The following is a 26,949-nucleotide window of genomic DNA, read 5'->3' on the forward strand; positions in this document are numbered from 1 at the left end:
ATAAAAAGTCCCACCCATTGGGCGGAACCTTCAATCCCCTGGCAGTTGACCCGCTTTGCGATGGTTTGCAAGACGTGACGCCCAAATTTAGCCATGCAATGACCGTGCCGGGAACCCCGCCCCGTCAGGCCGCCCTTCCCTGCCAGGCCCCGCCGCGCCAATCTGGCGGCATCACCGGTTAATGGAGCCCCCCGCGATGCGAGCCATCTTCGTCATGATCAAGTGCGAGATGGGCCAGGCCTACCGCGTGGCGCGGGAGATGGCGGACAGCATCCCCGAATTGTCCGAGATGCATTCGATCAGCGGCCAGTACGACCTGCTGGGCAAGTTCTACCTGGAGGCCGATCAGGATATCGGCCTGTTCGTGGTGGAACGGGTGCAGAGCGTGGCGGGGGTGAAGGACACCTACACGCTGCAGACCTTCAACGCCTTCTCCGGCGGAAAAGCCTAGCCGCCCCACCGCCGCCATCATCCGCCCGGGGCCGCCTTGATCAGGCCCTGCGCCCGCCCTGCCGAGGGGGGATTCTTCCTGCACAGGAGGTTCCCCCCATGCGCATCCTTCCCGTCCTCGCCCTTTCCGCCACGGTGCTGCTCGGCGCCTGCCAGAACCCGGACGGCACGGTGAATGTGCCGGCCAGCCTGGCGCTGGGTGCCGGCGTGGCGCTGGCGGGCATCGCCATCGCCTCCGCCAATGACCAGCCGCGGCACCGGCACCACGACCGCCGGTCGTCCCGCGGCTACGAACGGGGATATGACCGGGGGTACGACCGCGGATACGACCGGGGCTATCGCCGCTGGTAGCGAAGCCTGGGCGCGGCGCTGGCCGCCGCGCCCGGTCAGGCCCAGGACCCGCCTCAGGCCCAGGATTTGAAGTTGGGCATGGCGGAAATGGGTGCCGCCGCCTTCAGCTTCGCGATATCCGGCACCGGTCGCGCCAGGCTGGCATCGCCCGCCACCGCTTCCTCGATCGCCGCCGCCACGGCCAGCACCAGCGCATCCCCGCCGCGCGGCCCGACGATCTGCAGGCCGAAGGGCATGCCGGCCTTGTCCACGCCCAGCGGCAGGCTGATGGCGGGATGGCCCACCAGCGTCACCGCATAGGCCATGGCCAGCCAGTGGAAGTAGGTCCGCGTCGCCTGGCCGTCGATCTCGGCGGGGTACAGTTCCGACCAGGGGCGCGGGCTGATGGTGATGGCGGGGGTGATGATGATGTCGTGGTCGGCGAAGAAGCCCTGCCAGATCCGGTAGATGCGGGTCTGCTCCGTGGCGGCGCGGGCGTAGTCCGCCAGGCTGTAGCGCAGCCCTTCCTCGACATTCGCGCGCACATTGGGGCCGACATCCTGCGGCCGCGTGCGGCACTTCTCCGCATGGCTGGCGACGAAGCTGGTGGCGCGCAGGATCTCGAAGCTCTCATCGGTGCCGGCGCAATCGGGCGTCGCGTGCTCCACCCGGCCGAACAGCGGCGCCAGCGCGGCGACGCGGCTGGCGAAGATTTCCCGAATATGGCGCTCGGTGGGTGCGAAGCCGAAATCGGGCGTGGCGGCGACGCGCAGGGTGCCGAGGTCCACCTGCATGGGCGGGAACAGGTTGCGGTCCCCGCCCCTAACCCGGCGATCCGGCAGCGTATAGGCCAGGGGGTCCAGCCCATCATCATCCGCCATGGCGGAGAGCAGCAGCGCCGCATCCCGCGCATTCCGCGCCATCGGGCCCAGCACCGGCAGCGGCGACCAGCCATGCCCGCGCCGTTCCGCCGGCACCAGGCCGGGCGAGGGCCGGAAGCCCACGATGCCGTTGAAGGCGGCGGGGTTGCGGAGCGAACCGCCGGTGTCGCTGCCGGAGCAGATCGGCGCCATGCCGCAGGCCAGCGCCACGGCCGAACCGCCGGAGGAGCCGGCGGCGGAGCGCGTGGGATCGAAGGGATTGCCCGTCGCGCCATAGACCAGGTTGCGGGTGTTCGCGCCGGCGCCGAATTCCGGCGTGTTGGTCTTGCCGATGACGATGGCGCCGGCGGCGCGGAGGTTCGTCACCATCGCCTCGTCCCGCGTCGGGATATGGTCGGCGAAGATCGGGCTGCCCCAGGTGGTGCGGAGGCCCTTCGTCTCCTCCAGGTCCTTGATGCCGATGGGCAGGCCGTGCAGCGGGCCGAGTTTTCCGCCCGCCATCACCGCCGCTTCGGCGGCCTTGGCGCTTTCGCGGGCATTCTCGGTATCCATCGCCACCACGGCGTTCACCGCATGGTTCACGCTGTCGATGCGCGCCAGGCAGCTTTCCAGCAATTCCACCGGGGAGAGCTTGCGGCTGCCGATGAGGCGCCGTGCCTCCACGGCGGAGAGGTCGCAGGGTTCGGTCATGGTCGTGGTCCTTCGCGCGCCGCTGCTCAGTAGCCCATCGCGCAGCCATCCTTGCGGGGGTCGGAACCCCCGACAAGGCAGCCCTTCGCGCGGTCGATGAGGATCGCCTGGCCGCCGCCATGCGGCTTGTCGATCAGCTCGCATTCATGGCCGAGGCGGTTCAGGCGATCGATGACGGCGGCCGGAATGCCCTGCTCCACCTGCACCTTGCCGAGGCGCGGGAACAGGCGCGGCGCGTCCAGCGCCTCCTGCACGTCGAGGCCGTATTCGAAGTGGTTGGCGAGGAAGCTGGTCTGGCCCATCGGCTGGTAGTGCCCGCCCATGACGCCGTAGGGCATCACCGCCTGGCCGTCCTTCATGACCATGCCGGGGATGATGGTGTGCATCGGGCGCTTGTCGGGCGCGATGCAGTTCGGGTGGCCTTCCTCCAGCCGGAAACCGTAGCCGCGGTTCTGCAGCATGACGCCGGCCTCGGGCGCGAAGATGCCGCTGCCGAATCCCTCGAACAGCGAGTTGATGAAGGATACCGCATTGCCGTCGCGATCGACGACGGAGAGGTAGACCGTGTCCTTGTGCTTCGCGAGGTCGGATTCGCCAGCCATCGGCAGTTCCGGCATGGCGCGGTCATCGCGGATGAGCGCGGCCAGGCGGTTCAGGTACTCGTCGCCGATCAGCTTCTCCACCGGCACGTCCACCAGGGACGGGTCGGCCAGGAAGGCGTCGCGGTCGCGATAGGCCAGGCGCGCGGCCTCGATGTGCCGGTGCAGGCGCTCCACGCTGAGGAAGCCTTCCGCCGGGAAGCCCAGCTTCTCGATCATGCCGAGGATCATCAGCGTGATCATGCCCGAGCCATTGGGCGGGCACTGGAAGACTTCCATGTCCCGGTAGGGGCGCTTGATCGGGTCCACGAAGCCGGCCACCGACGCGCCGCGGGCGAAATCCTCCTCGGTATGCGTGCCGCCGGCCTCGCGCAGCGTCTTCACCATGTCGGCGGCGATCGCGCCCTCATAGAAGGCCTTGGCCCCGTGCTTGCCGATGGCGCGCATGGTGGCGCCCAGCTTCGGGTTCAGGAACTTGTCGCCCAGCGCATAGGCGGCGCCGTCCTTCAGGAAATGCTTCGCGGCGGCCGCCTGCTTGGACAGCTTGCCGACGGAGCCTTCCCAGTCGCTCGCCACGCGGCCGGACAGGAAGAAGCCGTTCTCGGCATAGCCGATGGCGGGGGCCAGGATCTGGTCCATGGACAGCTTGCCATGCGCCTCGTTCAGCGCCGCCCAGGCGGAGATGGCGCCCGGCACCGTCACGGAATGGGCGGAGGTCGGCATCATGGCCGTGAGGCCCGAGGCGCGCAGTGCCTCCGGCGTCGCGCCCCGCGGCGCGCGGCCGGAGCCGTTCATGGCGATGACCTGGCCGGTGCCGGCCGGGGCGTAGAGGCAGAAGCAGTCGCCGCCGATGCCGGTGGATTGCGGCTCCACGACGCCGAGCACGGCGCAGGCCGCGATGGCGGCGTCCATGGCATTGCCGCCGGCGCGCAGGATATCCAGCGCCGCGAGCGTCGCCTGCGGCATGGAGGTGGCGGCCATGCCGTTGGCGGCATAGACGGCGCTGCGGCCGGGGGCGTGGAAATCGCGCTTCATGATGCAGAACCCTTGGACGTCATGGAAGAAAGGAACAGGCGGCGCCGCTCACTGCGCCCAGAAGCTACTGGGCGCAGAAGCCGCCATCGATCAGCAGGCAGGTGCCGGAGAGCATGGCGCTGGCCGGGGAGGCCAGGAAGACGATGGCGCCCATGATGTCCTCGACCGTCATGATGCGCCCCAGCGGCGTGCGGCGGATCTGCGCCTGGCGCACCTTCTCATCCGCCAGGAAGGCAGATGTCAGCGGCGTATCGACGAAGCCCGGGGCGATGGTGTTCACCCGGATCCCCTTCGGGCCGAGTTCCACGGCCATGGCCTTGGTCAGCCCCTCGATCCCGTGCTTGGTCGCGGTGTAGACGCTGCGGTTGAGCCCCGCGACATGGCCGTTGACGCTGCTCAGGTTGATGATGGCGCCGCCCCGCCCGGCCTCCGCCATCCCCTGCGCCACCGCCTGCGCCACGGTGAACATCGCGCGCAGGTTGAGGTCCAGCAGCGCATCGAGCGCGCCATCCTCCACGCTGAGGAAAGGCTGGCGGATATTGGTGCCGGCGTTGTTCAGCAGGATGTCGAAGGGGCCCGATGCCTCCACCAGCGCGCGCACCGCGGCGCGGTCCGTCACATCCAACTGCGCGGCGCGCGCTGCCAGGCCGGCCTCGCCGAGTTCGGTGGTCAGTGCCTCCAGCTCATCCAGGCTGCGGGCTGCGGCCACCACCTCCGCCCCCGCGGCGGCCAGCGCGACGGCGCCCGCGCGCCCGATCCCCTTGCTGGCACCCGTTACCAGGGCGCGAAGCCCGTCGAGGCGAAAGGACGGCGTGGTGGGAAGCATGCGGGTGCGGCTCGCGTCATGTGTCGCAGGCGCCCGGTCGGGCTTTCCGGTCAATGCGCCGGGCGGGCGGATGGCGCAAGAGGACCCCTTCCCCTGTTGTCCGCCCCGCGGTAGGACGCGACATGGAACCGATCACCTTTGCCGATTTCGAAAAGGTCGAGATCCGGGCCGGCACGATCGTCGATGCGCAGCCCCACCCGACCGCGCGCAAGCCTTCCATCCAGCTCTGGATCGATTTCGGGCCGCAGATCGGCACTAAGCGATCCGCGGCCCAGATCACCGTCCACTACTCCGCGGATCGCCTGATCGGCCGCCAGGTGATGGCGGTGGTGAACTTCCCGCCCCGCCGCATCGGCGACTTCGAAAGCGAGGTCCTGGTGCTCGGCGTGCCGGATGAGAATGGCGCCGTGGTGCTGCTGAAGCCTGACCTGAAGGTGCCCGATGGCGGAAAGATGTTCTGACCGTGCCTGACGCAGAGGAAAATTCGATGGTGCCCCGCTACTACACCGTGACCTGGGACCAGCTGCACAGGGACGGCAAGGCGCTGGCCTGGCGGCTGGTGGAACGCGGCCCCTGGACCGGCATGGTCGCCATCACCCGCGGCGGGCTGATCCCGGCCGCGATCGTGGCGCGGGAACTGGATTGCCGGCTGATCGAGACGGTCAGCGTCGTGACCTATGACGAGGAACAGCGCGGGCATCCCCAAGTGGTGAAGCCGCCGCAGGCGGCGCTCGAAAGCCAGGGCGAGGGCTGGCTGCTGATCGACGACCTGGTCGATACCGGCACCACCGCGAAGGTCGTGCGCGCCATGCTGCCCAAGGCCCATTTCGCGACCGTCTATGCGAAGCCGGCCGGCAAGCCCACGGTCGATACCTTCATCACCGAGGTCAGCCAGGACACCTGGATCCTGTTCCCCTGGGACACGGAGCCCCAGTTCATCGCGCCCATCGCCAAGGCGCGGGCCAACGGCGGCGGCCAGTAGCCGCCAGCCCCCGGCCAGGGGCCCTCAGGGTTATTGCCCTCAGGGCCTCTGGCTGACCAGCGTCTCGTCCTTGACGGCCAGGACCTTGTCCACGCGGCGGCCGTCCATATCGATGATCTCGAACCGCCAGCCCGCCCAGGCGATCCGGTCGCCTTCCTTCGGCACGCGCTGCAGCAGCGCCAGCATCAGGCCGGCGACCGTGTGGTAGGTGCCCTCCTTCGGCAGGTCCGGCAGGTCGAGCCGCGCCTTCAACTCATCCGACGGCATCATGCCTTCCAGCAGCAGGCTGCCGTCATGGCGCACCACCGGCACGGATTCGTCGGACGCCACGGGGCCCAGTTCGCCCACGATCGCCTCCAGCAGGTCGGAGGCCGTGACCACCCCCTCGAAGCTGCCATATTCATCCATCACCAGCGCCATGCCGATCGGATCGTCCCGCAGCCTTTCCAACGCATCGAGGGCCGACAGCGTATCCGGCAGCACCCGCGCCTGGCGGAGCGCCCGCGCGACGGATAGCGGCGATCCTTCCAGCAGCTGGTCCAGCAGGTCCTTGGCCGCGACCACGCCCACCACATTGTCAACCCGCCGGTCGGCGACGACGAAGCGCGTGACGCCCGAAGCCCGCAGCCGCATGGCGACATCCTCCGCCGAAGCGGTGCGGTCGATCCACTCGATCTCCGTCCGCGGCGTCATCAGCGCGCGGATCGGCTTGTCCGCCAGGCGCAGCACACGCTCGATCATGTGCCGCTCCTCCGTCTCGATGGCGCCGGAGGTCGCGCCCTCCGCCACCACGGCCTTCACCTCCTCCTCCGTCACCGAATTGTCGGAGGGGTCGTGCCGGCCGAACAGGCGAAGGACGAGCGCGGAGGAACTGGAGAGCAGCCAGATCACCGGCGCCGTGAAGCGCGCCAGCGTCGCCAGGGGGCGGGAGACGACGATGGCGATCGCCTCCGGGTTGCGCAGCGCCAGCTGCTTCGGCACCAGCTCGCCCATGATGAGGCTCAGATAGGTGATGAGCATCACGACGAGGGTGAAGCCGATCTCCGCGCCGAAGGGGCCGATGATGGGCATCGGCTCCAGCCAGGCGGCGATGGTCGCGGATAGCCGGGCACCACCGAAGGCGCCGGCCAGGATGCCGACCAGGGTGATGCCCACCTGCACGGTGGGCAGGAATCGCTGCGGGTCCTCCGCCAGCGCGATGGCCGCGGCGGCCCCCGCGCTGCCCTTGCGCTGCATCGCGGCCAGCCTGGTGCGGCGGGCGGAGACGATGGCCAGCTCGCTCATCGCGAAGGCGCCGTTCAGCAGGACGAGGACGAGGATCAGCAGCAATTCGAGGCCCGAGGCCATCGCGGTGGTCATCCCTGATTGTGATAAGCCCACCATGTAGCGGCGCAGCCCCCCCGTTGAAACGGCATTCGGTGCACGTTCGGTCCACCCCGGGTCTTCCCGGCGGGCGGGATCGGCGCACATTGCGGCCATGAACCGCCCCTTGCCCTCCTCCGCCCTCCTGCTCGGCGCCGCCGGGCTGATCCCCTTCCTCGGCCTTGCCTCGGCCAGCATCCTGCAATTCGGCTGGGCGCCACCGGCCCTGGCCGCCTATGGCGCGGCCATCCTGGCCTTCCTGGGCGCCGTGCATTGGGGCCTGGCGCTGCGGGCCCCGGAATCGGAATCGGGCGCGGAACTGCCGCGCCTGGCGCTGGGCGTGCTGCCCTCCCTCATCGCCTGGGTCGCGCTGCTGCTGCCGCTGCGGCCGGGGCTCGCCTTGCTGGCGGTCGCCATCCTGGCGACGGCGGCGGCGGAAGCCCGCGCCGCCGCACGCGGCCTGGTGCCGCCTTCCTACATGCGCCTGCGGTGGGCGCTTTCCGCCGGCGCGGCGGCCAGCCTGGGCCTGGGGGCGCTGGTGGCCTGACCCGCCGCCCACCGGTGGGTGGGTGCAATCGTTGGTGGGTAAAGGGAAAAGGTGAAATGTTCCTTTAAAATTGGCTTGTCTCTTTTCCAAGACGGGTTAAGGTTCCGGCAACACTTCCAGCCCGGAGGCATCCGATGCGCGACGAGACGGCCAGCCTGATCCAGTCCACCCAGGCCGAATCCACCCCGGCGCAGGATGCCCGGATCCTGGCCTTCCCCGATGCCGGGGAACGCCGCCTCCGCCTCGCGCTCCGGCGGCTGGACGAGGCGCTGGAGGAACAGCGCGTCGCCGTCGCGGAATTCCGTGCCCAGATGGCCAGCCTCAACACCGCCGTGAACGGCCTGGGGGAAAGCGCGCAGACCTTGCAGGCCAACCTCGCCACCGCCGCCGAGGACACCGCCCGCGCCCAGGCGGAGGCGCTCCGCCTCCAGGCCACGGCGGAGGCGATGTCCCGCCTCGCCTGAGGTCCCGCCGCGGTGTAGTGACGCCGCGACGGCGGAGGGGTGCCTGGTGCGCGAACGCATTGCCCTGGTGCTCGACCGGCTGAGCCCGGCCGAGCGCAAGGTGGCGGAGATGGTCGCGGCAGACCCCGCCGGCACCATGGCGGCGACCGTCGCCAGCCTGGCGCGTGCCGCCGGCGTCTCCGAACCCACCGTCGTCCGCTTCTGCCGCAGCCTGGGGTATGAGGGTTTCGCCGATCTCCGCCTGGCGCTGAACCGCGCCGACGCGGTGGCGGAAGGCGCGGCGCCGCCCCGGCCGCCCCGGATGATCGAGCCCGGGATGCCCATCCCGGAGGCCGCCTTCGCGGTGTTCGACAGCGCCATCGCGGCCCTGGTGGCGGCGCGCCAGCACATGGACGGCGCGGCCATCGAAAGGGCGGCGCTCGCCCTGGTGCGAGCCGGGCGGGTGGAGGTCTGGGGCCTGGGCGGTTCGGCCGGCCTGGCCATGGACCTCGCCCACCGCCTGATGGCGACCTGCCGCGGCGTGGTCGCGCGGCATGATGCGGATGCGCAGGCACTCGCGGCCGCGACGCTGGATGGCGAATCCGTCGTGCTCTGCCTCTCCCTCACGGGCCGGTCGCGGGCGGTGTTGGAGGCGGCGCGCCAGGCGGCGCAATCCGGCGCCACCATCATCGCCCTGACGCGCCCCGCCTCCCCCCTCGCCGCCGCCGCCACGCATCTCGTGCCCTGCGTGGCGGAGGATCGGGTGGCGCTGCGGGCGCCCGGGACGGACCGCCTGGTGCAATTCGCGTTCGGCGACGCAATCTGCGTCGCGGTGGCGCTGCTGGCGCCCCCGGCGGCGGAGGCGCGGCAGGCCCGGATGACGGAAGCCCTCGAATCGCGCAGGATCGCCCCATGAGCCAATCCCTGATCCCCCGCCTCCGCCAGGCCCGAGTCATCCCCGTGGTGCGCACCAGCAGTGCCGCCCTTGCCGCCCGCGCGGTCGAATGGCTGCGCGCTTCGGGGCTGACGGTGTTCGAGATCACGATGACGGTGCCGGATGCGCCGGCGCTGATCCGCGACCTCGCCAGCGATCCCGCGCTGCTGGTGGGTGCCGGCACGGTGCCGGACCGCGCCGCGGCGGAAGCCTGCCTCGCCGCCGGGGCGCGCTTCCTGGTCTGCCCCTGGGTCGATCCCGTCGTGGCGCAAGCCGCGCATAATCATGTGGTGGCGGAAGCCGCGCATGGCGCCGGCGCGATCGCCATGCTGGGTGCGATGACGCCGACCGAGGTGCGCGCGGCCATCGCGGGCGGCGCGGATGTGGTGAAGATCTTCCCCGCCAGCTCGGCCGGCGGCCCCGCCCATGTGAAGGCGCTGCGCGCGGTGTTCCCCGACACGGTCTTCTGTCCGACCGGCGGCGTCGATTCGCGCAACGCGCCGGACTACCTGGCCGCCGGCGCCGCCTTCGTGGGCATCGGTGGGCGCCTGGTGGATGAAGGGCTGCTCGCCCGCGGCGACCGCGCGGGGATCGAAGCCGCGGCGCGCGACGTGCTGGGCCTCATTCAGGTCTGAATGCGGTCACACCCGCTTGATCCCGCGGGCGAAGTCGCCCAAAGCGGACACCGTGCGTAAGGCCTGATCGGGGGACGAAGCCGCGATGCCGGACATCCTGTGCCTGGGTGAACCCATGCTGGAATTCAACCAGCTTCCCCCGGGGTCCGATGGAAGGCGCCTCTACCTCGAGGGTCATGGCGGGGACATTTCCAACGCCGCCGTCGCCGCCGCGCGCAGCGGCGCCGATGTCGGCATGATCACCCATCTGGGGGAGGACGCGGCCGGCGACAGCTTCCGCGCTCTCTGGGCGATGGAGGGCGTGGATGCCGCCACGGTCAGGACGGACCCGGATGCGCCGACCGCCGTGTATTTCGTCACGCATGACGATGCCGGCCACCACTTCACCTTCTACCGCAAGGGCAGCGCCGCCAGCCGGATGAAGGCCAGCGACGTGCCGGATGATGCGATCCGCGCGGCGCGGGTGCTGCATCTGTCGGGCATCAGCCTGGGCATTTCCGACACCGCCTGCGATGCCGCCTTCCGCGCGATCGAGGTCGCGCGCAGCGTGGGCGTGACGGTCAGCTTCGATACCAATCTGCGCCAGCGCCTGTGGCCGCTGCGGCGTGCCTCCGCCTGCATCCACACCGCGGTGGGCCTGGCGGATATCTGCTTCCCCAGCCTGGACGATGCGCGGCTGCTGACGGGGTTGCAGGAACCCGAGGCCATCGCCGATTTCTACCTGGCGCTCTGCCCCCTGGTGCTGCTGAAGCTGGGGCCGGAGGGCGTGATGGTCGCGACGCGGGAAGCCCGCGCGACGGTGGCCGGCTTCGCGGTGGATACCGTGGATGCGACCGGCGCCGGCGATACCTTCGCGGGCGCCTTCCTGGCCCGCGCGGTGGTGGGCGACGATGTCTGGCAGGCCGCGCGCTACGCCAATGCGGCCGCGGCCCTGTCCACCACCGGCTACGGCGCCGTGGCGCCGATCCCGAGCGCGGCGGAGGTCAATGCCTTCCTCGCCGCGCGGGGCGCCTGACCCTAAAGCTGGTCAGGCTGCCAGCGGCATGATGTGGGTCGCCCCCTTCTCCCGCACCGCGCGGAGGAAGCCGCAGGCCTCGTAGAAGGCGAAGGCGGAAGCGGGGGACCGCACGCGAAGCCGCGGATAGCCCACGGCCGAGGCCTGGCCGACGATGGCGCCCAGCAGCGCGCGCCCAGCGCCGGCGCGGCGGGCGGAGCGGCGGATGTAGATGCGCCGCACGCGCCCGACCACGTCCTCCCCCGCGAAGGGATCGCGCGTCAGCCCGCCGATGCCGACCAGGCCGTTCGGGCCATGGGCGGCGAACAGCGCCTCTCCCCACCCGTCGAAGCGGATGGTGCCGGCTTCCCAATCCTCCCGCAGCACCTCCAGCATCCGCTCCCCGCTGCCATGGGCATCCGCGGCCAGGTCGGCGAAACCCTCCGGCAGCTGGACGATGCGTTCGATGCGCAGCGTCGGCGTGCCAGGGGGGGCAACCTGCGTGGTGGCCGGGCGGGCGGGGCGGAACACGGGCGGGGTCCTTTGCGGGCTGTGAGAGGCCAGGAGGATCAAGCGCGCAGTTGGTGGCGGTAAAGCGGCGGTGCCAGGGTGGGAAGCGATCATGCGGTCCGTCGGTTGTCGCCGGGGCGCAGTCGCAGCCCGGGCCGGAGGTTGGTGAAGGGCAGGGTCGCGGGGTCCGCCACCACGGGGCCGGGCGCCGCGACCACCAGCACGGCTTCCGCAATCGGCTGGAAATCCGCGCGGAAATGCACGCTCGACTTCAGGGCGAGGATGCGCTGGGCCGAGGGTTCGATCCCTACATGACGGAACAGCGCCTGGTCATAGGCCTGCATCTTCCGGCTGGTCACGATCACGCGAATGCCTGGCGCGGGGCTGATGAGCGCGGTGGGGCCGAGATCCGCCCAATTGCCGCCAGCCATCGGCCCCGTGCACATGAAGCCGCCATCGGTCAGCCGCAGCACCCGCGCCTGCACCGCCAGCGGCGCGCCATCGGATTTGCCGCCAAGGCTGAGCGGCAGCGACGCACCCTCCCCCGCCGCATGGCAGGCCGCCGCGCTTTCGGCATCGTTGATAAGGGCCAGCACCGCGCCTTCCGCCCGCTGGGCGATGAGTTCGGCGAGCAGCCCCGTGGTATCCCCATGCCCGCCGCCGCCGGGATTGTCCTGGGTGTCGGCCAGCACGACCGGGCGGCGCGCCTTGTCCGACAGGCGGATGGCCCTGGCGACGCCTTCCTTCGCGGCGTGGATATCCGGCGCGAAGGCGGGCTCCCGCGCCTTGAGGTCTGCCAGTAGCCCATCGGCCGCCGCATCGGCGCGCGCCTGATCCACCGCGAAGGCGGCGATGCCGACGCCGCAATCCGGGAAATCCGCATAGGGGAAGCCGAAGCAGAGGCCGAGTTCCGCGACGCCCATGCGGGACGCCAGCGCCGCGCGGGCCGCCATGGCATCCGCCATGGGCGGCACCAGCGTGCATTGCCCGGTGATCGGGATCAGGTAGTCCAGCTGGCGAAACGCCTTGGCGAAGGGCCGCCCCAGCTTGATGCGGTCCAGCAGCAGCGCCATGGCGCGCGCGCCGGCTTCCTTCATGTCCACATGCGGATAGGTGCGGAAGGGCGCCAGCGCGTCGGCATGCTGCACCATCGCCGCCGTCAGGTTGCAATGGGGGTCAAGGCTGGCGGTGATCGGCACATCCGGGCCGAGGATCGCCCGCGCCCGGCGCAGCAACTCGCCCTCCGCATCCGGGAAATGCTCCGCCACCATGGCGCCGTGCAGGTCGAGGTAGAGGCCATCGAGCGGGCCTTCATCCAGCGCCGCCTGGAGATCGTGGAAGATCAGCGCGGCCAGGCGTTCGAAGGCCTCCGCCGTGACAGGCCCCGCGGGATTCGCAAAACCCCAGGACAGTGGCGCGAGCGTCACACCGGCGGCCTCCGCCGCCTTGATGGCGCCGGCGGCGGGCACGGCGGATGGGCGGAGCGTGTCGAGCAGCGTCGCGGGCCGCTGCACGGCGGGCCAGCCGCCGGGCGAGAGGAAATCCGCCCAGGTCGTGGGCACGGGCGCGAAGGAATGGCTTTCGTGGAGGAAGCCGCCGATGGCGATGCGCGTCATGCCCCTATTCCTTCGCGACACCGGCGGTGGCGAGCACCGCATCGGCGAGGACAAGCAGCCCGGCTTCGGCCCATTCTGGGGTGATGCTCTCCGCCTCGTTGTGGCTGACGCCACCGTGGCAGGGCACGAAGATCATCACACTCGGCACGCGGCGCGCGCAATAGACTGCGTCATGGCCGATGGCGGTCGGCATCTCCTGGTGCGGAATCCCCCGGGCAACCGCGGAATCGCGCAGCTTGCCCACCAGGCCCGCATCGAAGGGCGTGGCGGGCGAGATCCAGAAATCCGCGACCTCGATCGCGATGCCCGGGCGCCGGGCGCCGATGGCGGCGGCTTCCGCGCGCAACCCGGCGGCGAGTTTCGCCAGATCGTCTTCGTGGTCATGGCGGGTGTCCAGGCTGAACCAGACGCGGCCCGGGACGACGTTGCGGCTGTCCGGATGCACCGTCACCCGGCCCACCGTGGCGCGGGCCCCGCAGGCCAACGCCAGGCGTTCGATCGCCACCATCATCTCGGCTGCCGCCATCATGGCGTCGCGCCGCCCCGTCATGGTGCTGCCGCCATGGGCTTCCTCGCCCGTGACCGTCACCTCGAACCAATGCTGCGCCAGGGCGTGGGTGACGATGCCGAGGTCGAGGCCGAGCTTCTCCAGCACCGGCCCCTGTTCGATATGCAGTTCGAAATAGGCGCCGAGGCCCTGGAGCGCCGCGGGATCGGCGCTGCCGGCCCAGCCGATGCGGGCGAGTTCGGCACCGAAGACCGCGCCGGTGCTGTCCTGCTTCGCCAGCACCTCGGCCTCGGGGAAAATGCCCATGGCCGCGCCGCTGCCCATCATGGGGGGGGAGAAGCGGGCACCTTCCTCATTGGTCCAGTTGACGAGGGTGATGGGGGCCTCGGTCTCGATCCCCGCCTCATGCAGCGCGCGCAGCACTTCGAGGCCGGCGAGCACGCCCAGCACGCCATCGAATTTGCCGCCCGTGGGCTGGGTATCGAGGTGGCTGCCGATGGCGACCGCCTTGCGGGCAGGATCACGCCCGGGGCGGGTCAGCACCATGTTGCCGACGCGATCGACCGTCAGCGTCGCACCCGCCGCTTCCGCCTGGCGCTGCAACAGCGCGCGGCCTTCGGCATCGAGGTCCGTCAGCGTCTGCCGGTTGCAGCCGCCCTTGGCCGTGCCGCCGATGGCGGCGAATTCCATGAGGCTGTCCCAGAGCCGCGCTCCGGACGGACGAAAATTGCTCACAGCTTCTCCACTCCGCACCAGCCCGCCATGGTCACCGCGATGGTTCGCGTGATGTCGTGCATGCTGTCCATGCCGACGCTTTCATCGATGCCGTGGATGTCCTGCGCATCCGGCCCGAAGCACGCGACGGGCGTGCCCTGGTAGAGCTGGAAGAATCGTCCATCCGTGAGGCCCGTGGCGGGGTAGTGCCGAAGCTCATGCCCCGTCAGATCGGCGTAACTTGTTGCGGCCATGCGAACGATCGGCGCCTGCATGTCGAAGACGCAGGGATCCGCCATGAAGCCCTTGAATTCCAGCTTCACCTTGGCGCCCTTCATCGCGCCATCGCCGCGCGCCTGATCCACGATGCGCTCGATGTCGGCGCGGACCTTGGCGGCCGTGTTGCCCATCATCACGCCGACCCGCAGCCCGAGCTTCGCGCGCGTCGGCACGGAGGAATTCCATTCGCCGCCCTCGAAGGTGCCGAGGTTGACGTTCACGGGATGGTTCACGCCGCGGAAGCTGGGATGGATGAGCGACCCGTCATTCATCTCCCGCTCGTATTCCTCGAAGCGGCGCCACACGGCCATCGCGGCCTCGACCGCGTTAACCCCTGCCTGCTTGTCGCGCACATGCGCCGGGCGACCCGTGACGGTCACCCAGGCCCAGACCACGCCGACTTCCGCGGAGTAGAGCGCGGGCAGGCCCGGGCCGGGTTCGGGGATGATGACCGCATCGGCCTTGGGCATCGCGACCATGCAGGCCAGGGCGCCATTGCCGGTGCATTCCTCCTCGATCACGGACTGCATCTGGACATCGGCGGCGGGTTGCAGGCCGGCGAGCTTCATGGCGCGGAAGGCCGTCAGGTAGCTGACGATGCCGGCCTTCATGTCCCCCGCGCCTCGGCCATACATGCGGCCGCCGCGGATCACGGGCTCATAGGGCGGCGTGGTCCATTCATCCTCCGCCCCTTCCGGCACCACATCCACATGGCCCTGCAGCACCAGGCTGCGGCCCGTGGCCTGGCGGGGGCGATGCACCGCCACGATGTTGTCGCGCCCGGCATAGGAAATCAGCGGCGGCGACAGCCCGGGATGGTCCGCCAGCGCCGCCGGGTCCGTCGGCACGGCGAAGGGCGCCAGGCCGAGGCTTTCATACTGCCGCCCCATCTCCGCCAGCGCCGATTGCTCATTGCCCAGGGTGGAGGGGCAGCGCACGAGGCGCATCAGCACCTGCTCGGCCTCCGCGCGGAGGGAATCGCAGGCCTCCAGGATGGCCCGGCGGGCACCGGGGTCGAGCGCAAGGTCGGTCATGGGCAGTCCCGTGTCAGAAGGTAGGGGGAGTCCAGCCCCGTCCGGGGATGCTGTCCAGCAGCGCGCGCGTATAGCTGTGCTGCGGATTGCCGAAGACCTCCGCCGTCGGCCCGATCTCCACGATCGCACCGCGCTGCATCACCGCGATGCGGTCGCAGACCTGCGCCGCCACGCGCAGGTCATGGGTGATGAACAGCATGGTCAGGCCAAGCCGCGCGCGGATTTCCGCCAGCAGCGCCAGCACCTGCGCCTGGACCGAGACATCGAGCGCCGAGACGGGTTCATCCGCGATCAGCAGTTCCGGCTCCATGGCCAGCGCCCGGGCGATGCCGATGCGCTGGCGCTGGCCGCCGCTGAATTCATGCGGGAAGCGGTCCATCGCCCCGGCATCAAGCTGCACCAGGCGCAACAGGGCCCGCGCGCGGTCCAGCGCCTGGGCGCGGGGCTCCCCATGGGTGATGGGGCCTTCCGCGATGATGTCGCCAACCCGACGGCGCGGGTTGAGCGATGCATAGGGGTCCTGGAAGACCATCTGGATGCGCTTGCGGAAGGGTTTTCGGGCCGCGCGCGACAGGGGGCGCAGATCCTGGCCATGAAACAGCATGTGCCCGGCTTCCGGTCGCACCAAATCCACCACGCAGCGCGCGAGGGTGGATTTGCCGGAACCTGACTCACCGACCAGGCCCAGCGTCTCCCCCTTGCGGAGCGTGAAGTCCGCATCGTGAACGGCCTTCACCACGGCGCGCGCGCCGAACCAGCCGCCGCGGCTGTAGGTTTTCGCGAGGCCCTTCGCCTCCAGCACCGTCTCCGTGGTGATGGGGGCCCGGGTCTCCGAAGGCGCGCCATGCGGCACGGCGGCAATCAGGGCCTTGGTGTAGTCGTGCTGCGGATTGTTCAGCACTTCGCTCGCGGCGCCCTGTTCGACGATGCGGCCGCGCTGCATGACGGCGACGCGATCCGCGATTTCCGCCACCACGCCGAAATCATGGGTGATGAACATCACGCCCATGCCCTTGCGCGACTGGATCTCTCGCACCAGGCGCAGGATCTGCATCTGCGTGGTGACGTCGAGTGCCGTCGTCGGTTCATCCGCGATCAGCAGCGCCGGTTCCAGCGCCAGCGCCATCGCGATCATCACGCGCTGCCGCTGGCCGCCGGACAGGCGGAAGGGATGCGCGCGGGCGATGGCGGCGGGGTCCGGCAGGTTCACCGCCGCCAGCAATTCCGGCACGCGGTCCCGGGCGCGCCGCTTCTCCCCATGCACGGCCAGGGCTTCCGCGATCTGGTCACCGACGCGCATCAGCGGGTTGAGCGCCGTCATCGGTTCCTGGAAGATCATCGCCATGCGGCTGCCACGCAGGGCGCGCAACTGGTCCGGCGATTGCGCCGTCAGCTCCGTATCGCCCAGCCAGATGCGCCCGGCCTTGCGCGGCAGGGCCTTGGGCAGCAGGCCCATCACGGCATTGGCGGTAATCGATTTGCCCGAGCCTGATTCACCGACGACGCAGACGATCTCACCCCGATCCACCGTCAGGTCGATCTGTTCCACGGCATGGGGACGGTCGCCGCCCGGGGGCAGCGCGACGGTCAGCCCCTCGACCCGCAGCAGGCTCATGTCCGGCGCCCCGCCAGGCGTGGGTTGAGCGCGTCCGACAGCCCCTCCCCCACCAGGTTCAGCGCCAGCACCGTCAGGAATATGGCGATGCCGGGGAAGACGCTCATCCACCAGGCCAGGCGGATGACGCTGCGGCCGGAGCCGATGAGGAAGCCCCAGGTCATCAGGTTCGGATCGCCCAGGCCCAGGAAGGACAGCGCGCTTTCCAGCAGGATCGCATTCGCCACCATCAGCGACGACAGCACGATGATGGGCGACAGCGCATTCGGCAGGATGTCGCCGACCACGATCGACAGCCGCGATTTACCCAGTACCTCCGCCGCCTGCACGAATTCGCGCGATCGCAGCGACAGGAACTCCGCCCGCACCACGCGCGCGACGGGCGGCCAGGACACCACGGCGATGGCGAAGACGACGGAGGAGATGGTGGGTGTGAAGATCGCGACGAGCAGGATGGCGAGGACGAAGCTCGGGATGGTCTGGAAGAACTCCGTGAAGCGCATCACCAGGTCATCGACGAAGCCGCCGAGATAGCCCGCGACCGCGCCAAGCGAGACGCCGAGCGCCAGCGCCACCACCGTACTGACAGCGCCCACCAGCAGAGAGATGCGCGCCCCATGCGCAATGCCCGCCGCCACGTCACGGCCGAGGCTGTCGGAACCAAGCAGCATGTCCATTTCGCCCGGCGGCATGAAGGGCGCGGCCACCATGTCCCAGGGCGTGCCCGGAAAGATCACATCGGCCAGCCCCGCCACCGCGAAGACCAGCGCCAGCACCACCAGCCCGACCACCGCGCCCTTGTTGCGCGCGAAGCTGCGGAAGAAGCTCATCACGCCACCTCCACGCGGGGATCGACCACGGCGTAGAGCAAATCCGTCAGCAGGTTGAACAGCACGACCATGACGGAGGTCGCGAAGAAGACGCCCATCAGCACGGGATAGTCGCGGGCCAGCAGCGCCTCGAACGCCAGGCGCCCGATGCCCGGCCAGGCGAAGACCGTCTCCACCAGGATCGATCCGCCGACGAGCTGCCCCGCCTGGATGCCCGCGAAGGTGATAACCGGCAGCAGCGCGTTCCGCAGCACATGCCGCCGCACCACCTGCCCTTCCGGCACGCCCTTGGCGCGCGCCGTCTTCACGAAATCCTGGTCCGCCACTTCCAGCATCGTGGCGCGGGTCAGTCGCGCATAGACCGCCATGTAGAACAGGCCGAGGGTGAGTGCCGGCAGCAGCAGATGCTTGCCCACATCCAGCACGGCCGCGATGCCGGTCAGGTTCGCGCCGACGCTCATCATCCCGAAGCTCGGCAGCCATTCCAGCCAGACGCTGAAGAACAGCACCAGCATGAGGCCGACCCAGAACAGCGGCGTGGCGTAGAAGGTCAGCGCCAGCACGGTGATGACGCTATCCGCCCAGGACCCCACGCGCTGCGCCGCCAGCGTGCCGAGCGTGATGCCCAGCGTGATGGCGAAAGCGAAGGCAGCCCCCGTCAGCAGCAAGGTCGCCGGCAGCCGGTCCAGGATCAGCGTCGCCACCGGCATCTGCTGGCGGTGGGAGAAGCCGAGGTCCAGCGTCAGCACGCCCTTCACATAGATCCAGAGCTGGACATAAAGCGGCTGGTCCAGCCCGAACTGCGTGCGCAGCTGCTGCAGGAATCGCTCATCCGCCGCGCCGGATTGCCCCGCGATGACGGAGGCCGGATCGCCTGGCGCCGCATGGATCAGGAAGAAGTTGCAGACGACGATCGCCAAAACGACGATCGCCGCCTTCACCAGCCGTTTCGCGAGAAACCCCGGCAGCTTCGACGGGTCCATTCCTCTTACGAGGTCAGGAACACGTCGTCATAGCTCGCATGCACGCCGGTGCCGAGGCGCACGGCGTTCTGCACGCGCTTGTCATGGATGGTGGGGAAGGCCATTTCCATCAGCCAGATCTGCGGCACTTCCTCCACCAGGATCTTCTGCACCTCGCTGAAGGCGCTCCGGCGCTGTTCCGCCGTCTGCCCATCCCGCGCGGCGGCGAAAAGCTGGTCCACCCGCGGGTTGGAATAGCCACCGGTATTGGTGAAGGTGACGCGCTGGATGTTGGAGGAGACGTAGGTCCGCTCCACCCCCAGCGTCGGGTCGCCGAACTGATAGACGAAGTTGATCGAGGTCTCGTATTCCCAGGCTCCGATCCGCCGCGCCCAGCTGCCGGCATCGGTGCTTTCCAGCTCCAGCTGGATGCCGACCTGGCGGAGCGACTGGCGGAGATATTCCGCGAGCCGCGTCCAGACCTCGCCATAGGGCAGCACGAGATGCTTGATCGTAGCGCGCACGCCCTGCGCGTTGGGCCGCAGCCCGGCCGCATCCAGAAGCTGCATCGCGGCGCGGGGGTCATAGCCCGCGATGCGCGCGCTGGGGTCGTGGAACTTCGTCGTGCTGGCCACGGGATTCGTGGCGGGCTTGCCGATGTTGAACCACAGGCGCTGCGCGATGAAGTTGCGGTCGATGGCCCGGCTGATCGCCTGGCGCACGCGCATGTCGCCCAGCGCCGGGACGCGGTGGTTGGTCTCGATCCAGCTGAGCGGGGAGAAATACTCCCACCCCGTGGTGAGAACTTCGAGGTTGGGCCGCGCCCGCAGCGCGGGGGTGTCGAAAGGCTCGATGTCGCCGGCGGCCGTCATCAGCACCTGGCCGGTTTCCAGCGCCAGGCGGCGGGACTGGCTGTCCGGCACGATGCGGTAGATGATCGCGTCCAGGTAGGGCTGCCCGGGCTTCCAGTAATCCGCGAAGCGCTCCAGCCGGATGAAGTTGCCGCGCTGCCACTCCGCGAAGCGGAACGGCCCTGTGCCCACCGGCCGCTGCACCGCCGGCGCCGTGCGGTAATCCTGCCCGTCGAACAGATGCTTCGGCACGATGGCGCAGGCCGTCACGTCGAACATCAGCAGGAAGGGCTCGAAGGGCGCCTTCAAGGTCAGCACCACCGTATGCGCATCCGGCGCTTCCGCCTTGTCGATGCGCTGGAAGATGGCGCGGGCGCGGGGCGCCACCTCCATGTGGAACTTCATGATGGAGAAGATGACGTCATCCGCCGTCATCGGCCTGCCGTCATGGAACTTGACGTTCTGGCGCAGCTTGAAGGTGTAGGTCAGCGCGTCGGGGCTGATGGTCCAGCTTTCCGCCAGTTCGGGCAGCGGCTCCAGCGTCGGGCTGAACTTCACCAGCCCCTGGAAGATCTTCCCCGCCGCGATCAGCGTCGGCCCCTGGTTGTTCACGCCGATCTGCAGCACCGGCGGTTCCGGCTGCAGGATGGTGGTCAGCGTCCCGCCACGGCGCGGCGTGATGCCCTGGGCCAGCGCATCCTCCACCCGCATGAGCGTCGGACCCATGCCCGCAGCGGCGGCGGATGCGGCGATGAGGCCGCGGCGCGAAATGCTCATCTGGTGAAGTCTCCCAACCCGATCCATGAACGCTACGCCGCCCGGCATCGCATGGACAAGGCCGCGCAGGCGCCCTTACCGTCACCGTCATGAAAACCTTCGCCCATCCTGCCCAGGAATTGCACAGCCCGCGCTTCTTCCTGATGCGCGGCCAGGTGCGCCAGAACTTCGAGGTCCCGGCCCGCGCCGCCTCCCTCCTCGACGGCCTCCACCGCCTCGGCCTGCCGCCCGTCACGCCCCCCGATGCGGGGCGGGCGGCGCTGGAGGCCGTGCACCCCGCCGCCTTCCTCGATTTCCTGCGCGACGCCCCCGCCGAATGGGCCGCGCTGCCGGGCGCGGGGCCGGAGATCGTGGCGAATGTGCATCCCAGCCCGGAGATGCTGGCCCAGGGCGCGCCCTGCCCCACGGGGTTGATCGGCCGCATCGGGTGGTACACCGCCGACACCGCCTGCCCGATCGGCCCCGGCACCTGGGCAGCGAGCCTCGGCGCCGCCGCCTGCGCGCTGGCCGCGGCAGAGGAAGCCGCCGCCGGCCGCACCGCCTATGCGCTGTGCCGCCCGCCCGGGCACCACACCTATGCCGCCCGCGCCGGCGGGCATTGCTACCTCAACAACGCCGCCATCGCGGTGGAGGCACTGCGTCGCGCCGGTGCCGACCGCGTCGCCGTGCTCGACATCGACAGCCACCACGGCAACGGCACGCAGGGCATCTTCTGGGAGAGGCCGGATGTGCTGACCGTCTCGGTCCATGGCGACCCGACGGGCTACTACCCCTGGTATGTCGGCTATGGCGGGGAACGTGGCGGCGGGGCGGGCCTCGGCTGCAACCTCAACCTGCCACTCGCCATCGGCTCCGGCGACACCGCCTGGCTGCCCGCCATCGAACACGGCCTGGCCGCCATCCGGCAATTCGGGGCGGAGGCGCTGGTTGTCTCGCTCGGCTTCGACGCCAGCGAGCATGAACCGCTGAACGCGCTGAGCGTGACGGAGGATGGCTTCGCCCGCGCCGGCGCGATGATCGCGAAGGCCGGCCTGCCGACGGCGATCATCCAGGAGGGCGGCTACAACGTCGATCTGCTCGGCACGCTGCTGGTCCGTTTCATCAACGGATGGAACGGTTGATCCCTGCGCGAAATTAATCAACCCTTGGGCGAATGAGCACCATCGCCCGGATCCAGACCTTCGCCTTCAGCGGCGTCGAAGCCCTGCCCGTGGAGGTCCAGGTCCAGATCGCGCCGGGCCTGCCCGCCTTCCTGGTGGTGGGCCTTCCCGACAAGGCCGTGGGCGAATCCCGCGAAAGGGTCCGCGCCGCCCTGACTGCCATCGGCCTGTCCCTGCCGCCGAAGCGCGTGCTGGTGAACATGGCCCCCGCCGATCTGGCGAAGGAGGGCAGCCATTTCGACCTGCCCATCGCACTCGGCGTGCTGGCGGCGATGGACATATTGCCGCGCGACGAACTGGCCGATTTCGCGGCACTCGGCGAATTGGCGCTGGACGGCACCATTGCACCGGTGGCCGGCGTGCTGCCCGCGGCGATGGCGGCGAGTGCCCGCGAACTCGGCCTGGTCTGTCCCGAACGCCAGGGGCCTGAAGCCGCCTGGGCCGGGCGCATCCAGGTGCTGGCGCCGCCCGACCTGCCCGCGCTGATCAACCATTTCCGCGGCACGCAGACCCTCTCCGCCCCCTCCCCGCCCCGGCTCGATGACCGCATCCACCACACCGCCTGCCTGTCGGCGGTGCGGGGCCAGGAAAGCGCCAAGCGCGCCTTGGAAGTCGCGGCCGCCGGAGGCCACAACCTGCTGATGGTCGGCCCGCCTGGCGCGGGCAAATCCATGCTCGCCGCGCGGCTGCCCGGCCTGCTGCCGGATTTGACGCCGGCGGAGGCGCTGGACGTCTCCCTCGTGCATTCCGTGGCGGGGATGCTGGAGGATGGGTTGCTGCTGCGCCGCCCGCCCTTCCGGGAACCGCATCACAGCGCCTCCGTCGCGGCCCTCGTCGGCGGCGGGCATCGCGCGCGGCCCGGGGAGATCAGCCTGGCGCATCTCGGCGTGCTGTTCCTGGATGAATGGCCTGAATTCCCGAGGCCCGCGCTGGAGGCGCTGCGGCAGCCCATGGAGACCGGCCGCACGACGATCAGTCGCGCCAACGCCCATGTCACCTACCCCGCGCGCTTCCAATGCATCGCGGCGATGAACCCCTGCCGCTGCGGCTACCTCGGCGATCCGGCCCGCGAATGCGCGAAGGTCCCGGGCTGCGGGCAGGACTACCAGATGCGGCTGTCCGGCCCGCTGCTGGACCGCATGGATTTGACGATCGAGATCCAGCCCTTGCCCCCCGCCGAACTCGCCCGCGCGCCCATCGGCGAGACATCGGACATCGTCGCCGCCCGCGTCGCCGCCGCGCGGGACCGGCAGCGTGCCCGCGGTGGTGCCCGCTGCAACGCGGAGGCCGAATGGGACGCGCTGCAATCCACGGCCGATTCGGAAGCCCTCGCGCTGCTGGAAACCGCCAGCACAAGGCTGCGGCTTTCTACCCGCGGCACCGTCCGCGCACTCCGCGTCGCGCGCACCATCGCGGACCTCGCCGGCCTGGCGCGAACCGCGCGGGCGCATGTGGCGGAGGCCCTGGCCTTCCGGCACCGGATGCCCGGGCGGAATGGGTGACACGCGCCCGCCACCCTTGCCGCCACCCCCCCGTTCCGCCACCTCTCCCGCAACAAGCCCGGGAGAAACATCGCCATGCGGGTCATCCGCAACCTCGCCGCGCTGCGCGCCGCCACCGCCGCCTGCCGCATGGCGGGCCAGCGCCTCGCCTTGGTCCCCACCATGGGCGCGCTGCATGACGGCCACCTGGCGCTGGTGACGGAGGCGCGGCGGCACGCCGAAGCGGTGGTCGTCTCCATCTTCGTCAACCCGCTGCAATTCCTGCCCACCGAGGACCTGGCGCGCTACCCCCGCGACGAGGCCGGCGACCTGCGCAAGCTGGAAGCCATCGGCACGGATCTGGTCTGGATGCCCGATGTCCCCACCATGTACCCGCCCGGCGCCGCCACGGTGATCGAGGTGTCGGGCCCCGCCGAGGGGTTCGAGGGCACCGCCCGCCCCGGCCATTTCCGCGGCGTCGCCACCGTCTGCACCAAGCTCTTCACCCAGACCGGCGCGGATTGCGCGGTGTTCGGGGAGAAGGATTGGCAGCAATTGCAGGTGGTGAAGCGCGTCGTCGCGGACCTCGACCTGCCCATCCGCATCATCCCGCACGCGACAGTGCGGGAAGGCGATGGCCTGGCCATGTCGTCGCGCAACATCCGCCTCAGCCCGTCGGAGCGCGCGCTGGCGGCGCTGCTGCCTCAGTTGATGCGCGATGCGCTGGACCGCATCGCCAATGGCGCGCCACACGCCCCCGTGCTGACCGACGCGCAGGACCAGCTGCGCGCCGCCGGCTTCGCGCCGGACTATCTGGCGCTGGTGGAGCCGGAGACGCTGCGCCCCTGGCAATCCGGCCCCGGCCGGCTGCTGGCGGCGGCGCGGCTCGGCGATGTGCGGCTGCTGGACAACATGGCACTGGCCGGGCCCGGCTGAGGGCGCCGCCCGATCAGGCCGGCTGCAGCCCGGGTTCCTGCACCACGAAGGCGCGCATCTCCGCCGCCGCGTGGCGGGAGGCGATGAGCACGTGGTTCGGCGCGATCGGCCGCCATTCCTCCGGCCGCGCATCCACGGGTTCCGACACGACGATGACGTTCCCCTGCTGCTGCCGCCAGTACAGCGAAGGCGGCTTGGCGTCGGAGGACCAGCGGAAGCAGATCAGCTGCTCCCCATCGCTGTAGGCGGCGGCGAAGCGCAGCGGCTGCCTGGTGCCCGCCCGGGCCATCAGCCCCAGCACCCGCGCCAGCGTCCGCCCGATGGCACCCACGGGATCGCTTTCCAGCCCATCGGCGAGGGCAGCCAGGAAGATCGCCTCCGTATCCCCGGTGCCGAGGCGGCTGCCATACAGCTCGTCGGGGATCAGTTCCTCGATCCGCCGCTTGATCCGGTGATAGTCGCCGACCTGGCCGTTATGCATGAACATGTGCTGGCCATGCCCGAAGGGATGGCAATTGGCGCGCGTCGTCGCCGTGCCGGTGGAAGCGCGCACATGCGCGAAGAAGAGGCCGGATCGCACCTGCTCGCAGAGCGAGCGCAGATTCTCATCCGACCAGGCGGGCCGGATTTCCCGGTAGAGGCCCGGTTCCGGCCTTTCCCCATACCAGCCGAGGCCGAAGCCATCGCCATTCGTGGGCGTCTTGCCCTCATCGGCATGCCTGGCCTGTTCGACCAGCGAATGCGCCGGGGCGCAGACGAGGTCGGCCAGGAAAATGGGTTCGCCCATATAGGCGAGGAAGCGGCACATGATTTCTGCGTATATCGCAGGCGAATCGTTCCCACAACGCGCAGCTTCCTGTCACCTCACCACTGGCGGATGACGTCGGCGATGCGCCGCACCCGCCCCGCGGCATCCACCAGCAGCAGGTCGAAGCGCACGCCGGCCGTGCCATGGCCGGGGTTGGCCGCCATCCAGGCCCCGCCCGCCGCCAGCAGCCGCGCCTGTTGCCGCGGGCCGAGCGCCAGCGCGGCATCACCGAGCGTCGCGCGTGCCTTCACCTCCACGAAGATCAGCAGCCCATCGCGTTCCACGATCAGGTCGATCTCCCCTGCCGCGGTCCGCACGCGGCGGGCGATCTCCACGAAGCCATCCGCGGCCAGAGCGCCGCTGGCCTGGCTTTCGGCGTGGCGGCCCCGCGCCTCGGAGGCGCGGCGTAGGATAGGGGGACGCATGACGGGATCGCGCGGCATGGCCTAGGCTATCGCCACCACACGCGGTGAACCACATGCGATTCGTCATGCTCTTTGTCCTGGCCCTGGCGATGCCCGCCGAGGCGCAGACACCGGCCCGCCGCCACATGGCCGCCACCGCCAGCCCGCCGGCGACGGAAGCCGCGCTGGAGATCCTCCGCGCCGGCGGCAGCGCGACCGATGCCGCCATCGCCGCCGCTGTCATGCTGACGCTGACGGAACCCCAGGCCGCGGGCATCGGGGGCGGCGGGCTGATGCTGCACTACGACAGCGAAAGCCAGGCCGTCTCCGCCTGGGATGGGCGAGAGACCGCGCCCGCCGCCGCCACGCCCGGGCTCTTCCTGCGCCCCGACGGCACGCCGATGCCCTTCGCCCAGGCCATGGAGGGCGGCCGCAGCGTGGGCGTGCCCGGCCTGCTGCGGATGCTGGAAGCCGCCCATCGCGAACACGGTAAGCTTCCCTGGGCGCAGCTGATGGCCCCCACGATCCGCCTGGCCGAACAGGGCTTCGCGGTGCCGCGCCGCATGGCCGCCGCCGCCGCCGCCAATGCGGAGAGCCTGCGTAGGGACCCCGGCGCGCGCGCCTATTTCTTCGATGCCGAGGGCAACGCCCACGCCCCCGGCACCATCCTCCGCAACCCCGCCTTGGCCGCGACGCTCCGTGCCGTGGCGGCGGAGGGCGCGGATGCGCTGCATCGCGGCCCCATCGCGCAGGACATCGCCGTGGCCGTCCAGGGCCACGCCAACCCCGGCGGCATGACGGAAGCGGATCTGGCCACCTACCAGGCCCGCCGCCGCGACCCCGTCTGCGCGCCCTATCGCGTGTTCCGCCTCTGCGGCATGGGCCCGCCGAGTTCCGGTGCCGTTGCCGTGGGCCAGATCCTCGGCCTGCTGGAACATTTCGACCTGCGCGCCCTGGCGCCCGGCAGCCTCGATGCCGCGCATCTGATCGGGGAGGCGTCGCGCCTCGCTTTCGCCGACCGCAACCTCTACCTCGCCGATGAGGATTTCGTGCGCGTGCCGGTCCGCGGGTTGCTGGACCCTGCCTACATCACGGGCCGCGCCCAGATGATCGACCGTGACCGCGCCATGGCCCCGCCGCGCGCCGGCAACCCGCCCTGGCGCGACGCGATGCTCGCGCCCCAGGACCAGGATTATGAGGCAGGCACAAGCCACATCACCGTCGTCGATGGCTGGGGCGATGCGGTTTCGATGACCACGACGATCGAGGCCGTGATGGGCGCCCGCATCTTCCTCCGCGGCTTCCTGCTCAACAACGAACTCACCGATTTCAGCTTCATCCCCGAAGCGGATGGCCGCCCCGTGGCGAACCGGGTGGAGCCCGGCAAGCGCCCCCGATCCTCCATGTCCCCCACCATCGTGCTGGATTCAGGTGGCCGTGCCGTATTGGCCGTGGGGTCGGCGGGCGGCGCGCGCATCATCGGCCATGTCGCGCAGTCCCTCATCGCCATGCTGGAGTGGAACCTTCCGCCGGCGGAGGCGCTGGCGCTTCCGCGCATCGGCGTGGTCGGCACGGCGCTGACGGAGCTGGAGGCCGGCACCCCTGCGGCGGCGCTGGCGCCGGCCCTGGAAGCCCGCGGCCACCGCCCCGATGTGCGCGTCATCGAATCCGGGCTGACCGCCATCCGCATCACGCCCAACGGCCTGCTCGGCGCCGCCGATCCCAGGCGGGAAGGCGTCGCGCTCGGCGAATGAAG

The 26,949-nt window shown here is 70.3% G+C and carries 27 protein-coding genes; 13 read left to right on the forward strand and 14 right to left on the reverse strand.

The window, feature by feature from the left end:
- Positions 1-196 precede the first annotated feature (196 nt).
- Both ACTIE5_RS04990 and ACTIE5_RS04995 read left to right on the forward strand, forming a co-directional pair.
- Positions 197-451 (forward strand): Lrp/AsnC ligand binding domain-containing protein, encoded by a 255-nt coding sequence (locus ACTIE5_RS04990; protein WP_439548580.1) that lies wholly within the window; start codon positions 197-199, stop codon positions 449-451.
- Positions 452-549: 98 nt separating this feature from the next.
- On the forward strand, positions 550-801 hold the full coding sequence (locus tag ACTIE5_RS04995) for a hypothetical protein (protein ID WP_439548581.1): 252 nt from the start codon (positions 550-552) through the stop codon (positions 799-801).
- Positions 802-854: 53 nt separating this feature from the next.
- Here the strand turns inward: ACTIE5_RS04995 and ACTIE5_RS05000 are convergent, their stop codons facing one another.
- From ACTIE5_RS05000 to ACTIE5_RS05010, 3 genes are all read right to left on the reverse strand, one after another.
- Positions 855-2,351, reverse strand: coding sequence for an amidase (locus ACTIE5_RS05000; protein WP_439548582.1), 1,497 nt, complete (start codon positions 2,349-2,351; stop codon positions 855-857).
- A 26-nt stretch (positions 2,352-2,377) separates the two neighbouring features.
- Entirely contained in the window at positions 2,378-3,985 is a 1,608-nt protein-coding gene (gene ggt / locus ACTIE5_RS05005; protein ID WP_439548583.1) for a gamma-glutamyltransferase, read from the reverse strand.
- Between the two features lie 64 nt (positions 3,986-4,049).
- Complete coding sequence (locus tag ACTIE5_RS05010; protein WP_439548584.1) at positions 4,050-4,811, reverse strand: SDR family NAD(P)-dependent oxidoreductase; 762 nt, start codon at positions 4,809-4,811, stop codon at positions 4,050-4,052.
- Between the two features lie 122 nt (positions 4,812-4,933).
- On the opposite strand from ACTIE5_RS05010, the gene ACTIE5_RS05015 reads away from it, so the two are divergent.
- Positions 4,934-5,272, forward strand: a complete 339-nt coding sequence (locus tag ACTIE5_RS05015) for a tRNA-binding protein (protein WP_439548585.1) — start codon at positions 4,934-4,936, stop codon at positions 5,270-5,272.
- A 26-nt stretch (positions 5,273-5,298) separates the two neighbouring features.
- On the forward strand, positions 5,299-5,793 hold the full coding sequence (gene gpt / locus ACTIE5_RS05020) for a xanthine phosphoribosyltransferase (RefSeq protein WP_439548586.1): 495 nt from the start codon (positions 5,299-5,301) through the stop codon (positions 5,791-5,793).
- Between the two features lie 39 nt (positions 5,794-5,832).
- Here gpt and ACTIE5_RS05025 read toward each other — a convergent pair whose 3' ends face one another.
- Entirely contained in the window at positions 5,833-7,152 is a 1,320-nt protein-coding gene (locus tag ACTIE5_RS05025; protein ID WP_439548587.1) for a hemolysin family protein, read from the reverse strand.
- Positions 7,153-7,270: 118 nt separating this feature from the next.
- On the opposite strand from ACTIE5_RS05025, the gene ACTIE5_RS05030 reads away from it, so the two are divergent.
- The 5 genes from ACTIE5_RS05030 (at position 7,271) to ACTIE5_RS05050 (ending at position 10,729) form a co-directional block, all read left to right on the forward strand.
- Complete coding sequence (locus ACTIE5_RS05030) at positions 7,271-7,702, forward strand: DUF3429 domain-containing protein (RefSeq protein ID WP_439548588.1); 432 nt, start codon at positions 7,271-7,273, stop codon at positions 7,700-7,702.
- Positions 7,703-7,836: 134 nt separating this feature from the next.
- Positions 7,837-8,166 (forward strand): hypothetical protein, encoded by a 330-nt coding sequence (locus tag ACTIE5_RS05035; protein WP_439548589.1) that lies wholly within the window; start codon positions 7,837-7,839, stop codon positions 8,164-8,166.
- 46 nt (positions 8,167-8,212) lie between these two features.
- The gene (locus ACTIE5_RS05040) at positions 8,213-9,061 is read left to right on the forward strand and encodes a MurR/RpiR family transcriptional regulator (RefSeq protein ID WP_439548590.1); all 849 of its coding nucleotides are present in this window, start codon (positions 8,213-8,215) and stop codon (positions 9,059-9,061) included.
- Positions 9,058-9,714: a bifunctional 4-hydroxy-2-oxoglutarate aldolase/2-dehydro-3-deoxy-phosphogluconate aldolase gene (locus ACTIE5_RS05045; protein ID WP_439548591.1), complete on the forward strand. Its 657-nt coding sequence runs from the start codon at positions 9,058-9,060 to the stop codon at positions 9,712-9,714. Before ACTIE5_RS05040 ends, ACTIE5_RS05045 begins: the two co-directional genes overlap by 4 nt.
- 85 nt (positions 9,715-9,799) lie before the next feature.
- The gene (locus ACTIE5_RS05050) at positions 9,800-10,729 is read left to right on the forward strand and encodes a sugar kinase (RefSeq protein ID WP_439548592.1); all 930 of its coding nucleotides are present in this window, start codon (positions 9,800-9,802) and stop codon (positions 10,727-10,729) included.
- 12 nt (positions 10,730-10,741) lie between these two features.
- Here the strand turns inward: ACTIE5_RS05050 and ACTIE5_RS05055 are convergent, their stop codons facing one another.
- From ACTIE5_RS05055 to ACTIE5_RS05090, 8 genes are all read right to left on the reverse strand, one after another.
- Positions 10,742-11,239 carry a GNAT family N-acetyltransferase gene (locus ACTIE5_RS05055; protein WP_439548593.1) on the reverse strand — a complete coding sequence of 166 codons (498 nt, stop codon included), beginning with the start codon at positions 11,237-11,239 and terminating at the stop codon, positions 10,742-10,744.
- An 89-nt stretch (positions 11,240-11,328) separates the two neighbouring features.
- On the reverse strand, positions 11,329-12,834 hold the full coding sequence (locus ACTIE5_RS05060; RefSeq protein WP_439548594.1) for a M81 family metallopeptidase: 1,506 nt from the start codon (positions 12,832-12,834) through the stop codon (positions 11,329-11,331).
- A gap of 4 nt (positions 12,835-12,838) precedes the next feature.
- On the reverse strand, positions 12,839-14,095 hold the full coding sequence (locus tag ACTIE5_RS05065; protein WP_439548595.1) for a Zn-dependent hydrolase: 1,257 nt from the start codon (positions 14,093-14,095) through the stop codon (positions 12,839-12,841).
- Positions 14,074-15,369: an ArgE/DapE family deacylase gene (locus tag ACTIE5_RS05070; RefSeq protein ID WP_439548596.1), complete on the reverse strand. Its 1,296-nt coding sequence runs from the start codon at positions 15,367-15,369 to the stop codon at positions 14,074-14,076. Before ACTIE5_RS05070 ends, ACTIE5_RS05065 begins: the two co-directional genes overlap by 22 nt.
- Before the next feature lie 13 nt (positions 15,370-15,382).
- Complete coding sequence (locus ACTIE5_RS05075) at positions 15,383-16,984, reverse strand: ABC transporter ATP-binding protein (protein WP_439548597.1); 1,602 nt, start codon at positions 16,982-16,984, stop codon at positions 15,383-15,385.
- The gene (locus tag ACTIE5_RS05080; RefSeq protein WP_439548598.1) at positions 16,981-17,814 is read right to left on the reverse strand and encodes an ABC transporter permease; all 834 of its coding nucleotides are present in this window, start codon (positions 17,812-17,814) and stop codon (positions 16,981-16,983) included. Before ACTIE5_RS05080 ends, ACTIE5_RS05075 begins: the two co-directional genes overlap by 4 nt.
- Entirely contained in the window at positions 17,814-18,797 is a 984-nt protein-coding gene (locus tag ACTIE5_RS05085) for an ABC transporter permease (protein ID WP_439548599.1), read from the reverse strand. Before ACTIE5_RS05085 ends, ACTIE5_RS05080 begins: the two co-directional genes overlap by 1 nt.
- 5 nt (positions 18,798-18,802) lie before the next feature.
- Entirely contained in the window at positions 18,803-20,404 is a 1,602-nt protein-coding gene (locus ACTIE5_RS05090) for an ABC transporter substrate-binding protein (RefSeq protein WP_439548600.1), read from the reverse strand.
- Positions 20,405-20,493: 89 nt separating this feature from the next.
- Here ACTIE5_RS05090 and ACTIE5_RS05095 point away from each other — a divergent pair, with 89 nt between their 5' ends.
- The 3 genes from ACTIE5_RS05095 to panC all read left to right on the forward strand — a co-directional run bounded on the left by ACTIE5_RS05095 (position 20,494) and on the right by panC (position 23,981).
- Entirely contained in the window at positions 20,494-21,525 is a 1,032-nt protein-coding gene (locus ACTIE5_RS05095) for a histone deacetylase family protein (RefSeq protein ID WP_439548601.1), read from the forward strand.
- Between the two features lie 32 nt (positions 21,526-21,557).
- Entirely contained in the window at positions 21,558-23,066 is a 1,509-nt protein-coding gene (locus tag ACTIE5_RS05100; RefSeq protein ID WP_439548602.1) for a YifB family Mg chelatase-like AAA ATPase, read from the forward strand.
- A gap of 75 nt (positions 23,067-23,141) precedes the next feature.
- Positions 23,142-23,981 carry a pantoate--beta-alanine ligase gene (gene panC, locus ACTIE5_RS05105; protein WP_439548603.1) on the forward strand — a complete coding sequence of 280 codons (840 nt, stop codon included), beginning with the start codon at positions 23,142-23,144 and terminating at the stop codon, positions 23,979-23,981.
- Between the two features lie 13 nt (positions 23,982-23,994).
- On the opposite strand, the gene ACTIE5_RS05110 is transcribed toward panC, so the two are convergent.
- Positions 23,995-24,789, reverse strand: coding sequence for a class II glutamine amidotransferase (locus tag ACTIE5_RS05110; RefSeq protein WP_439548604.1), 795 nt, complete (start codon positions 24,787-24,789; stop codon positions 23,995-23,997).
- Between the two features lie 56 nt (positions 24,790-24,845).
- A complete protein-coding gene (locus ACTIE5_RS05115; RefSeq protein ID WP_439548605.1) occupies positions 24,846-25,214 on the reverse strand; it encodes a YraN family protein in 369 nt (122 codons plus the stop codon).
- Positions 25,215-25,267: 53 nt separating this feature from the next.
- Between ACTIE5_RS05115 and ggt (ACTIE5_RS05120) the strand changes: the two genes are divergently transcribed.
- Entirely contained in the window at positions 25,268-26,947 is a 1,680-nt protein-coding gene (ggt, locus tag ACTIE5_RS05120; RefSeq protein ID WP_439548606.1) for a gamma-glutamyltransferase, read from the forward strand.
- The last annotated feature ends 2 nt before the right edge of the window (positions 26,948-26,949 follow it).

The organism is Falsiroseomonas sp. (genome assembly GCF_051859025.1).
Classification (GTDB): Bacteria; Pseudomonadota; Alphaproteobacteria; order Acetobacterales; family Acetobacteraceae; genus Falsiroseomonas.